This is a genomic window from Lederbergia citrea (assembly GCF_018343525.1).
GTDB classification, from domain to species: Bacteria; Bacillota; Bacilli; order Bacillales; family Bacillaceae_C; genus Lederbergia; species Lederbergia citrea.
This window is the reverse complement of the sequence record NZ_JAGYPH010000002.1, coordinates 954,834-967,187: the sequence shown is the minus strand read 5'-3', so window position 1 is coordinate 967,187 and position 12,354 is coordinate 954,834. Positions and strand designations below refer to the sequence as shown.

Genomic DNA, 12,354 nt, shown 5'->3' with positions numbered 1-12,354 from the left:
CTAAAAAAGAGATGATTTAATATATTTTCTATCTATTAAAAATCATATTCAACTGTTTACCCCCTCCTTTTTAATCGATCGGTGCTAATTTCGCTTCAATTTCAGCACGTTGTTCTTCTAAAAATGGTGGTAAATCTAATTTCCCCCCTAACTCCTCAATAGTTGAATCCGCTGTAAATCCAGGTCCATCTGTCGCAATTTCAAATAAAATACCATTGGAATCACGGAAATATAAGCTTTGGAAGTAGAAACGATCGACAATACCTGATGATTGGAATCCACGTTCTTTCACCGCTTTATCCCAATAGCGTAACTCTTCCTCGTTTTTTACACGAATCGCTAAATGATGAATACTTCCCTTCCCTGGCTTTTCACTCGGCCCCTCCTGCTGCTTTACAACAATTTCACCAAATGCTTGCCCTGCAACTGACTGATAAATGGCTTCGTTTTCTGAACGAGCTACTTCTACATAGCCAAATATATCCCGCAATGTTCTAGCCGTTCGTTCCAAATAACGCACTGTAATTTCCACAGCGCCAATTCCTAAAATACGATGGTCTTTCCCTATGATGGAATCTTCCCAAGCTGACCAGGATTCTGGTATCTCTTCGCCATTATTATTTAGTAAAATAAGTCGTAGCCCTTCCGTATCCTCAAATGGAAGTGCCGCTCGGCCTGCATAAGTTGTCAATTCTCCATGCGTCACATCTAAAAGCTCAAATCGCCTTTTCCAGTACTCTAGACTTTCAAGGGATGGTACAAGTAAGCCAATTTGCGTAATGGCATTTGTCCCACGATACGTTCTTCCAGCTAACGGCATTTCAAAAAAGGATAGCTCTGTACCCGCACTTCCCGTTAAATCTCCGTAAAATAAGTGATACATAGAAGGGTTATCTTGGTTAACGGTCTTTTTAACTCGCCTCATACCTAACACTTTTTGATAAAATTGATTATTCGCTTGAGCATTTTTTGTAATCATCGAAATATGATGATGCCCTGGGATTTTAAACATAATGGTTCCTCCTTTTTTAACTTGATTAATCAAGTGATAGTGTAAAAAAAATTACTCAGGCGGCAATTCTTTTTTTTGGCTATGTTTATGTACACGTGTCATCAACGTATACAATGTTTTCGTTTCTTCCTTTGTTAAAACATCTTCAAAAAATGACGATTGAAATGCAAGTTGAGCTGGCATGGCCGTATCTATTATCCCTTCACCCTTCTCAGTTAGACTGATCGTTTTCGTTTTCCAATCTTGCTTGCGTACAATATATCCTTCTTTCTCAAGCCGTGCAAGCATACGGGAAATACCGCCTTGCGTGACGGTTACTTTTTTAGCTAACTCGATTTGAGTGAGTGGCTGATAAACATAAATTTGCATGAGCACATCAAATTGTGCTGTTGTTAAATCAAACCGCTTTAAAAACTCATTCGACAGCTGGTTACTCTGGTTCGTAAAACGCATTAAACGTAACCAAATTAAAGATCCTAGCGTATTATTGCGCATTTTGTTACCCTCCCCATCGCTAACCTTGACATCACTTTACCACTCAATTGATATGAAATCAAGTTAAATATCTCGAATTCGAGATATTTTCATTTTGACAATGATAAATGGAACATAATTCGGACGATTATCAATGAGATTGTTGATATACCAACAAAGACAAAGACCAAATCACTATGCGATTTGGTCTTTTATTTAATATACTATTATTGGAATTCCATAAAAATCGGAACAACTTACATAAGTAGTTGGCCTTCTTTTTATAAAACTCGAGCCGTTTTTCCTAAGCTTATTGTTTCGATATTTTTTCATGTATTTCTGATTCAATTGATTCAACGTGATTATCTTCTAGATTTTGCTGAGGCTGAGGATGGAACCATTGAATTTCTCCTTGGTGAACAAATCCTTTGTATTCCTCGCCTTGCACCTTTAAAGTAAATTGCTGGCGTTCGTGGATACGGCCTTCGAATGCTTTTTCTACTTTTAAATCTTTAATTCCACTTGAAATGCCATATTTACCCATTAATTCATATATGGTTGATTCAATTGTTTCCACTTTACTTTCATCGATTATTTGGTTTGGGTGAGGATGAAGCCATTGAATCTCGTCCTCATGAAAATACCCCTTAAACTCAGCTCCCTGAACCTTAAAAGTGAATGCGTGCCTCTCATGAACGCGCCCCTCAAACACCTTTTCAACTTCAAAATTTTCAAGTACGGGTTTTTCATTTTTTGTAGGCATTTTTAGCCTCCTTATCTTAGTTTTTAACTTAATTAGTCCCTAAAGTATAATAAATCCTTTTCTCTTGCAAGGAAAGTGAATATATTTTTTAAAAACCGGAATATTACGTCAATTCAACAACGCTCTTTGACATTTAAAAGACAAATAAATTTCGAATCTTTTCATCCTTTATTCCGTATCATTAAAAATAACACTTCAGTATCTTTTGTTATGGGTCTTTTATGTCTTTGGAAATACAAAAAAGTCTAAGATAATTGGGGGCATTTTATGAAAGCTATAGTTTGTAACAAATATGGTTCACCTGATGTACTTAAATTAAAAGAGATAGAAAAGCCTTCCCCTTTAGAGAATCAAGTATTGGTAAAAGTTCATACAGCATCTTTGAATTTTGGTAACTTGGTTCTTTTAAAAGGCAAACCGTTTTTAGCTCGCTTTGCTTTCGGATTACTGAGACCAAAGTATTCCATACCCGGTGGTGACATAGCCGGGATAGTTGAAGCTGTTGGCAAGGAGGTTAAGCAATTCCAACCAGGTGATGAGGTATTCGGCGACCTCTCTGGTTGTGGTTGGGGTGGTTTTGCTGAATATGTAACTGTCCCGGAATATGCTTTAGTTTTAAAGCCAAGCAACATCTCCTTCGAAGAAGCTGCTGCCACACCTATGGCAAGTGTGACAGCCTTACAAGGACTACGTAATAAAGGTAAGATTAAGTCGGGAAAGAAAGTTTTAATTAATGGGGCATCTGGCGGTGTCGGTACTTTCGCCGTACAAATAGCCAAATCATTTGGGGCTGAAGTAACGGGTGTATGTAGTACAAGAAATATAGAAATATTACAATCGATAGGAGCAGACCAAATCATTGACTATACAAAAGAGGATTTCACCGAAAAAGAGGAGCGTTATGATTTGATTCTTGGTGTGAACGGGTCTCATTCCATTTCAGCTTATAAACGTGTATTAAAACCAAATGGGAATTTTGTTCATGTAGGAGGAGCCGAATCCCAATTGTTTCAAGCTTTAGTTCTTGGGCCTTTTATTTCAATGACTGGAAGTAAGAAAATGAGTAGCCTTTTACAAAGAGCAAACCAAAAAGATTTAATTTATGTAAAAGAATTACTTGAGGATGGCAAAGTAAAACCAGTAATTGATAAGCGGTATAAGTTAAGTGAAGTATCTGAAGCATTCAAATATTTTCAGGAAGGTCACGCTCAAGGCAAAGTTGTTCTTACAGTATAATCACTTGGAAAAACTAAAAAAGAAGTTATTATTTGAAGAGATGTTTTTTCAATTATAAAAATAAAAAACCACCAAATATGTATTTGGTGGAGACGGTGGGACGTGCTATTCCATGCTTTCGTCATGGCACTGACTATGTCTTGAACCTGCATTGCACAGGCCCCTCGGCGTATTATGCGAAAGTATATTTACCTGACCTTCAGGCAGATTTCCGCATCCTAGTACTACCAGCCGTCCTGGCAGCCTATAAGTCGATACACGGCTGTTGGATTACTCCACATACCGCTCGGCATTGCCGTATCGCAAGTTACGCGAGTTAGGTTTCACCGATAAAGCCGAGTTTTCACTTATGTGTTACCACACAAGGCGACTATTTACTAATCGAACCCACGTCCAGAAACATCGGCACTCAAGCGTCTACGAGTGTAGTCGGTATATTATTATTTCGCGTCTTCTTCCGCCTATCGACGGGCATCCGAAGCGCTAGCCTGATTGGTCTCTTCCATGGTCCTCAGGCGGAGGACGTCCGGCGTAGCCCACTTAAAGTGAGTCCCTTACCCTACCACATGGGCGATGGAGGGAGGAACCGCTATCGACTGTTATTAAGCAGCGAAAGCGAAGTTGTTGTTTTCTTTGCCAGTTATTATTGGCTTTGACGTTTTTACGAGGACGATCCCCTCGACTCGCAACCTGAGCTCGAACTATCCCTGTCGAATCCGTAACGTCCCCATGATAAAAGGGTACTCGGAGATATTGAGCACTATGTGTTACAAATATTATTATATCATACGTGTGCTAATTTGCAAGTTCACCACCTATATTTACAGTCAATACCAAAGACTTATTACTAAAAAAGCAAAGAGTCTTTCCAGACTCATTTACATTGTAAGTGAGCTATCCGGAGAGACTCTTAGCTTTTTAAAAAGTTATTTCCTTATTAATTTCCAGCCATTCTAGCTACGTTATCTTGCCATTTCTTTGTTTTAAATTCTAGTAACTTATCATATCCTACTGCTTGAGCTGATTTTTCCGCTTCGTCAAGGATTTTTAGAACCTCTTCGTCACTCTTCGCATGAAGTGCTTTTGCGTGTGCCTCATCGTAAATATCGTTGACACGTTGCTCAGTTAATCCTTCTTCAGAATCAGGCATAGGAGAAAGATTTGCGAACTCCGTACCATTATATTGTGTCTTCCAAGTAATTTCTGTTTGGTATCTAGTTGCCCAGTTTTGTTGATCTTCAGGAAGTGTTAATTCAAATTTTGTTTTAGACTGATCAATATATACTGTATTTCCAACCCATTGGAAGCTGTTTGTTGTTTCCATTAGTTTGTCTCGTTCTTCTACGTCTGTTACGTATTTATCAGTGAAAATTGGTGCATCGTCTGCATCTGTTCCATCCCAGTATAATCCTTCAGGTCCCCAGAAAATATTACGTTGACCTTCAGGTCCTACCATCCAGTCAAGGAAAGCAAAGATAGCTTCGGGATTTTTTGCGTTTTGCGTAATAACACTTACATTCCAGCCAAGCTGTGAATACGTTCCAGGGAAGATATTGTTTTTATCCAAACCTTCTTTATGAAATGGCCAAACCATTTTAAGGCCAGCATCAGGATCTTCCGCTCTTAGAACTGTATGAGCCAAGTTAGAAATCTCAGTTGGACTTGAAGCTGCATAAACAGCAAACTTACCAGTCATAATTTTTTCTCTTACTTGGTCTAATGTTTGCGTCAAAGCATCTTGTGAAATGAGCTTTTCACGGAAAAGCTTGCTGATATACTGCATAGACTCTCTATAAACAGGGTCTGTAAAAACGGAAGTCATCTTATCACCGTTTGGTATTGCGCGTAACCCAACAAATGTTGATGGATGCTCTTCAGCAAATGCAGAATATAGAACGTCTAGGCCATCACCTTGACCTGGCTCATAAGGAATTACATCTGGATATTTTTCTTTCACTTGTTTCAAATAACTATAAAGATCATCTGTTGTTTCTAATTTTGGGGAACCTAGCTCTTTATAAATTTTATCATTTACTACATAACCTGTATTTCCATTTGGCTGTGAAGTGTACCAGTTAGGAATCCCGTACACTTTTCCATCTTCAGCACGAAGCATATTAAGTGTTGATTCACCCACCCATTCTTTAATGTTAGGGTATTTTTCAATATACTCATCAAGTGGAACAAGTGCTCCTGCTTCACGCAGCTTGTCCATATCTGGTCCGCGATCTAACCACATTACGTCAGGAAGATCATTGGATACAATCATTGTATTAAACTTTTGTGCTGCATTTCCGCCCGAACTAATTGGCTTAACATTTACTTTCATGTTCTCTTTAATCCACTTAGTGGCAACATCTTCGCCCCAGTTCGGCATTGTATACCAGTCATAATGACCGTACATCGTGTATTCCAGTTCATCTTCTCCTAATTTAAAGCCACTGCTTTCCTTACCGGAATCTGATGTTTTACCTTTGCTGTCACTGCCGGCACTTTCTTTCGAACAGCCCGCCATTAATGTAAAAATCATCAGAATGGCTACTAAAGATAGAGCGGATAACTTTTTCGTTATTCTCATTTCTTTTCCCCCTTGTTACTTTTTTTATATTCAAAGCATGAAGCTTTAAATCCATTAGGATTATTCCTTTAGAGAACCTACTAGAACACCTTTTACGAAATACTTCTGTACAAATGGATACACACAAATGATTGGAATGGTCGCAACCATCATCGTCGCCATAGAAAGCGACTTTGTTGACACCGATTTCATTGCCGCCATCCGTCCTGCAGCCGCAGAATCAGCTTGAGCCATTTGCTCCGTCATGATATTCGAACTTAAAATTTGTTGTAACATTGTTTGAATAGGCAGTAATCCTTGATCCGATATATAGATGCTTGGAGAGAACCAATCATTCCAATGATAAACTGCTGTAAATAAGGACAAGGTAGCGATTACCGGACCTGAGAGCGGGAGGACAATGCGGAAGAATGTTCCCCAATAGCCGCAACCGTCAATTTTTGCTTGTTCCTCAAGGCCGGACGGCAGCGCTTGGAAGAATGTCCGGAAAATAATCATGTTCCATACACTAATCAATCCAGGAATAACCATGACCCAAAACGTATTGAATAAATGTAGTTCCCTGATCAGGATAAAGGTCGGGATTAATCCACCACTAAAGAACATCGTAACGACACAGAAAATCATATAGTAGTTACGGCCAATCAATTCCTTTCGCGACATTCCGTAAGCGAAGATCGCCGTACACATGACAGCTAGAAATGTTCCGACAACCGTCCGGGATACCGAGATGAAAAATCCATTTAATATCCGCGAATCCTGGAACACAACTTTATAGTTATCTAAAGAAAACTCCCTTGGCCAAAACGTGATTCCGCCTTTCATCGTATCGATTCCGCTATTGAATGAAATAACTAAAGCGTTCCAAAACGGATAAAAAGTTGCGAAAGCAAGAATAGAAAGCAAGATATAAATGGTAATCGATAAAACGCGATCACTGAACGTCATTTTTAACAATGGGATCCCCCTCTTCCAAACGTCTAGCTTCAGCGCCTAGCCCCTCGAGGTCACAAGCCAAAGCACTCCAGAAATCAGGATTTCCTGCGTGCTTCGTCTTGTGCTTGTCGGGGCTGACCAAGGCGCTTACGCTTTTGATTTTTACCATAAGCTGCTCCCCGCTCTGCGTGCAAAGAAGTTTGCCATTGTCAGTAAACCGACACTGATGATTGCCTTAAACAGACCGACAGCAGTGGCATAAGAAAATAACGAATTTTGGATACCCCTTCGGTACACATAGGTGTCTAGAACATCAGCTACTTCTCTGACAACTGGATTGGATCCGAGAAGGAGAATATCCTCAAAACCAGCATTCAATAGGTTGCCGATCGCCAAGATCATAAAGATCAAAATCACTGGCATAATCGATGGAATGGTAATTAAGTAGATTTGTTTAAAACGACTCGCTCCGTCTAACGCAGCTGCTTCATATAATTGCTGGTCAATTCCTGCAATCGCTGCCAAATAGACGATCGAACCAAATCCGATATCTTTCCAGACATTCGTTGTGACTAAAATCGCCCAAAAATACTTCGAAATACTGAGAAAGCCAATCGGCTCATTGATGACATTCATTTTTTCCAGGGCGATATTTAAGCTGCCATTGTCCGTCGATAATAGAGACATGACAAAGCCGGATACAATCACCCAAGAAAGAAAGTGAGGTAAATAGCTGACTGTTTGGACAACCCGCTTAAATGCCATATTCCTTACTTCATTGAGCATCAGGGCAAGGATGATGGGTGCAGGGAAGCCGATAAAAAACTTCAGAAAACTAATGACGAGCGTATTTCGCATTACTTGCGAAAACTCTGGGGCATCGAAGAACATTTTAAAATGTTTCAATCCGACCCAAGGACTTTCCATTACGCCCTTAAATATGTTGTAATCTTTGAAAGCCATTACAATTCCATACATGGGTATGTAACTAAAAATAAAGATAAAAATGATAGCCGGAATAACCATTAATTGAAGATCCCACTGACTCCTAAGCCTAGTAAATAATGATTTCTTTTTTGGCGTTACGACGACCCCTTGATTGACCGCAGCCTTTTCCATATCGTACCCCCGTTTTTCTTCTCGCTGTGTCTGCGATTTTTTTCTTTTTAATCTCTCATGTCGTTGAAGAATTAACACCTAATAATTGATATATTAGGGTAATTCAGAACAAAAATAGTATTCGTTTACACAAACTTTCTCAATAAATTGTAGTAATGATTAAGAGGAAGTACTCAGATCATAAAGCGCTTTCAACAATGTGTAATTTTACCAACCTAATAGTATGAAATTGTTATTTATTTTTAATTGAAAGAGTTCTATAATTTTGATTAATGGCAGCGTTTACTTTTTTGTTTACAACAACATGACTAATTGACTAGTACTTGTAATATCATTGTAGACTTGGTGTAACAAATAGTCAATACCTATTTTAAAGAATATAACCAATTATGTGTCATATGACGAAAAAAAAGCGTTAGTTTCATATCCGCTTTATTGTTGGCGAACATGCTACTAACGATAAGAGAGTTATATTATATTTTTTGGCGTTCTCTAAATGCTCTTTCAATATCGCGTTTTGCTTCTTTTTGTTTCAGGTCTTCACGTTTATCGTACTTCTTTTTTCCTTTTCCAAGTCCGATCAATACTTTTGCAAATCCATTTTTTAAATATATCTTTAGCGGAATGATGGAATATCCTTGCTCTTTTGACTCACCAATCAATTTACTGATCTGTTTCCGATGCAAAAGCAGCTTCCTTGTACGGAGTGGGTCGTGATTATAACGATTTCCCTGTTCATATGGACTAATATGTGCATTATGCAAATATATTTCACCTTGATGAATACGCGCAAAGGAATCCCTTAAATTAACACGGCCGGCACGAATTGATTTAATTTCAGTCCCCTGTAAGACAATACCGGCTTCATATGTTTCTTCAATAAAATAATCATGGCCTGCTTTCTTATTTTGGGCAATTAATTTCCCTTCTCCTTTTGGCATTCGTTTATACCCCCTTGCTGTATTCTATTTGTTTCATTATTATACACGAAAGGAAAAAAGGTTAGAAGTACAACCCTCTAACCTTGGTGCACGGTGCGATTTTTTACTTACGTGTCGTTCAGCTTTTTTTCCTAGTCCGCTTTTTTCTCGTATTAGATGGTTTATTTTCAAAAGTTTTTTTCTTCTTCTTTCTAGGTGGTCTCGTTGACCAGCCTTCTTCATCAGAGGAACCTTGTGGTCCACCGTTCTTCTTGCGGCCATTTTCTTTTCCGGCATCTTTTAGTTTCACAATTCTTGGTTTTGTATCATCTTCTCTGCGCTTTCGATTATTTTTCATTCCGACGATTTCAAAATCAATATCATGTTCTTCTTTATTGACTTTAATTACCCGTACCGTAATTTCGTCACCGATTCGGAAAACATTTCCGGTGCGCTCACCAATCATGGCGAAGTGGCGTTCGTCGTAGCGGTAATAATCATCCGTCATATAGCTTACATGAACAAGACCTTCAATCGTGTTAGGTAGTTCTACAAACATACCGAAGTTTGTAACTGAGCTGACGATACCATCGAATTCCTCGCCGATTTTGTCTTCCATGAATTCCGCTTTTTTCAACTCATCCGTATCTCGCTCTGCATCAACGGCGCGGCGTTCACGTTTGGATGTATGATCAGCGATTTCTTGAAGATTGGCATTCCATTTCTCACGTGTCGTATCATCTAGCTTGCCTTCAATCAAATACGTTCGAATTAGACGATGCACAATTAAGTCAGGATAACGACGAATTGGCGAGGTAAAATGAGTATAGTATTTTGTCGATAGGCCGAAGTGACCAAGACTTTCAGGATTATACTTTGCCTGCTGCATTGATCGCAGCATCAATGTGGAAATGACCATTTCTTCAGGCTTGCCTTCCACTGCTTCAATAATTTCCTGTAATGCGCGGGGATGGACGGAATTTGCCGTACCACGGACAATCAGCCCAAAATTCGTAATAAATTCAAAGAAGCGCTGCAGTTTTTCTTCCTTTGGATCTTCATGGATACGATAGATGAATGGTACATCCAGCCAATGAAAATGTTCTGCAATGGTCTCGTTTGCACAAAGCATGAACTCCTCAATTATCCGTTCCCCCATTGAACGTTCCCTGATCACGACATCCGTTGGCTTGCCTTCCTCATCTACAATCACTTTTGCTTCTTTAAAATCAAAATCAATGGCACCGCGTTTCATCCGCTTATTTTGCAGAATTCCTTGTAATTCCTCCATCAATTCAAACATTGGAACAAGATTCTCATATTTTTTGCGCAAGTCTTCGTCTTTGTCCATCAATATTTTATTAACATCGGAATATGTCATCCGTTCGGTTGTCTTAATCACACTTTGGAAAATTTCGTGATTAACCACTTCTCCTTGTGCATTCAATTCCATTTCGCAGGAAAGAGTAAAGCGATCTACCTGCGGGTTAAGGGAACATATACCGTTCGATAAACGATGAGGAATCATCGGAATCACTCTGTCTACTAAATAAACACTAGTTCCACGTTCATATGCTTCCCTGTCTATCGGAGAACCTTCAGTTACATAATGGCTCACATCAGCGATATGGACGCCAAGCTTGATGTTTCCGTTATCCAGCTTCGTAACCGTTACAGCATCATCCAAATCTTTTGCATCTGCGCCGTCAATAGTGACAATTGTTTCGCCGCGCAAATCTCTCCGGTTTGGAATTTCGGACTCATCTATCGTTTCCGGAACACTATTTGCCTGGTCCATTACTTCATCAGGAAAAGCAAGTGGCAAACCGTGTTTATGAATAACTGAAAGAATATCGACCCCCGGATCATTTTTATGCCCAAGAATTTGAATAATTTCCCCTTCAGCATTTTTGCGATCCTCAGGAAAAGAAGTAATTTTTACAACTACTTTATGACCTTCGACCGCGCCCATATCCGCGTTTTTCGGAATAAAGATATCATCGGCAATTTTCTTATCATCAGGAATGACAAATCCAAAGTGCTTGCTTTCTGTATAAGTTCCAACAATTTGCTCCGCTCCACGCTGCAAAATACGTACGACTGCACCTTCAGGGCGTGTTCCTGAGCTATTAGCTGAAACTCTGACCAAAACCTTATCGCCATGCATCGCGCCATTTTTTTCATGTGGAGGGATGAAGATATCATCGAGTCCAACTTCTTCAGGAAGTAGAAAAGCAAAGCCTTTTGCATGACCTGACAATGTACCACGTACAAGATTCATCTTTTCGGGAAGTCCATATCGATTGCTTCTTGTTCTGACTACGAGCCCTTTCTCCTCCATCTGAACAAGCGTTTTGACAAGGTCCTTAAATTCTAATGCATCATTTATCTCAAACGCCTCTTCTAATTCATTCACGGTCAACGGCTTATATGCTTCCTCTTTCATATAGGCCAAAACCTTGTCTACGTGCGCTTTTATGTTCTCATCCATCTATTTGTTCCCTCCTTTAATGCTTACACCGACCAGTCTAGTTTCTCAAGAAAATGGTATACATCAGTGTGAAGCTCTTCTTTTTCAGGGCCAAGTGTAATAACATGACCTGACTTCTCATACCATTTCAAATCTTTATGTACTGACTCCGCTTGTTCATAAATGATATTAGCACTATCTGTATTTATCATCCTGTCATTCCTTGCTTGAACGACAAAGAGTGGAGCGTAGGTCATATCGACATCATTGCGAACATCAGCAATTAATCCTTGAAGTGCTTTTAAAGTGTTCATTGGTGTTTTTTTAAATTCCTGCATTTCCTGAGAAATTTCTTCGTCAGACTTACCTTCGAACTTTTTAAATTCTTGAGCATAATCAAGGATGCCCTGATACATGATTTCTTCACTTTTAATAAACATCGGTGCACACATTGGTATAATTCCCTTTACAGGTACAGTGTAACCTAGTTTCAAAGAAAATACCCCGCCTAAAGATAGGCCTGCAACAGCGATTTCTTCATGTCCTAATTCTTTCAAATGATTATAGCCATCCATAACATCTTTCCACCAATCATCAGGCCCTGTATGCACAAGGTTTTCAGGTGGGACACCATGTCCTTTATATTGAGGTGCATGACATGTATAACCGTTTTTCTCTAAGAATCTTCCGAGCATCCTTACATCAGCACTATTTCCCGTGAAGCCATGAAGAAGCAGTACCGCCCTCTCCCCCGCTTTAAACGTAAACGGCTGTGGAAGTTTAATTTTCATAGATGATAACTCCTTTACTTCTTATACTTCTATTTTTAACAAAGACCGGCATAAC

Annotated in this window: 10 protein-coding genes and 1 other RNA gene; 1 reads left to right on the top strand and 10 read right to left on the bottom strand. The window is 39.3% G+C overall.

Annotation, left to right across the window (positions count from 1 at the left end):
• Positions 1–70: 70 nt before the first annotated feature.
• The 3 genes from KHA88_RS13650 to KHA88_RS13640 all read right to left on the bottom strand — a co-directional run bounded on the left by KHA88_RS13650 (position 71) and on the right by KHA88_RS13640 (position 2,249).
• Positions 71–1,012, bottom strand: coding sequence for a ring-cleaving dioxygenase (locus KHA88_RS13650; protein WP_213098077.1), 942 nt, complete (start codon positions 1,010–1,012; stop codon positions 71–73).
• Positions 1,013–1,063: 51 nt separating this feature from the next.
• A complete protein-coding gene (locus tag KHA88_RS13645) occupies positions 1,064–1,507 on the bottom strand; it encodes a MarR family winged helix-turn-helix transcriptional regulator (RefSeq protein ID WP_213098078.1) in 444 nt (147 codons plus the stop codon).
• Between the two features lie 289 nt (positions 1,508–1,796).
• On the bottom strand, positions 1,797–2,249 hold the full coding sequence (locus tag KHA88_RS13640; RefSeq protein ID WP_213098079.1) for a hypothetical protein: 453 nt from the start codon (positions 2,247–2,249) through the stop codon (positions 1,797–1,799).
• 267 nt (positions 2,250–2,516) lie between these two features.
• On the opposite strand from KHA88_RS13640, the gene KHA88_RS13635 reads away from it, so the two are divergent.
• Positions 2,517–3,485 (top strand): NAD(P)-dependent alcohol dehydrogenase, encoded by a 969-nt coding sequence (locus KHA88_RS13635; protein WP_213098080.1) that lies wholly within the window; start codon positions 2,517–2,519, stop codon positions 3,483–3,485.
• A gap of 378 nt (positions 3,486–3,863) precedes the next feature.
• On the opposite strand, the gene ssrA is transcribed toward KHA88_RS13635, so the two are convergent.
• The 7 genes from ssrA to KHA88_RS13600 form a co-directional block, all read right to left on the bottom strand.
• Positions 3,864–4,206: a transfer-messenger RNA gene (ssrA, locus tag KHA88_RS13630) on the bottom strand.
• Positions 4,207–4,422: 216 nt separating this feature from the next.
• Positions 4,423–6,063 (bottom strand): extracellular solute-binding protein, encoded by a 1,641-nt coding sequence (locus tag KHA88_RS13625; protein ID WP_213108007.1) that lies wholly within the window; start codon positions 6,061–6,063, stop codon positions 4,423–4,425.
• A 60-nt stretch (positions 6,064–6,123) separates the two neighbouring features.
• Positions 6,124–7,011 (bottom strand): carbohydrate ABC transporter permease, encoded by an 888-nt coding sequence (locus KHA88_RS13620; RefSeq protein WP_430413668.1) that lies wholly within the window; start codon positions 7,009–7,011, stop codon positions 6,124–6,126.
• A gap of 150 nt (positions 7,012–7,161) precedes the next feature.
• Positions 7,162–8,118, bottom strand: coding sequence for an ABC transporter permease (locus KHA88_RS13615; protein ID WP_213108004.1), 957 nt, complete (start codon positions 8,116–8,118; stop codon positions 7,162–7,164).
• Between the two features lie 473 nt (positions 8,119–8,591).
• The gene (smpB, locus tag KHA88_RS13610) at positions 8,592–9,059 is read right to left on the bottom strand and encodes an SsrA-binding protein SmpB (RefSeq protein WP_213098084.1); all 468 of its coding nucleotides are present in this window, start codon (positions 9,057–9,059) and stop codon (positions 8,592–8,594) included.
• Positions 9,060–9,177: 118 nt separating this feature from the next.
• On the bottom strand, positions 9,178–11,529 hold the full coding sequence (gene rnr / locus KHA88_RS13605; RefSeq protein ID WP_213122222.1) for a ribonuclease R: 2,352 nt from the start codon (positions 11,527–11,529) through the stop codon (positions 9,178–9,180).
• A gap of 23 nt (positions 11,530–11,552) precedes the next feature.
• Positions 11,553–12,299, bottom strand: coding sequence for an alpha/beta hydrolase (locus KHA88_RS13600; protein WP_213098086.1), 747 nt, complete (start codon positions 12,297–12,299; stop codon positions 11,553–11,555).
• Positions 12,300–12,354 lie beyond the last annotated feature (55 nt).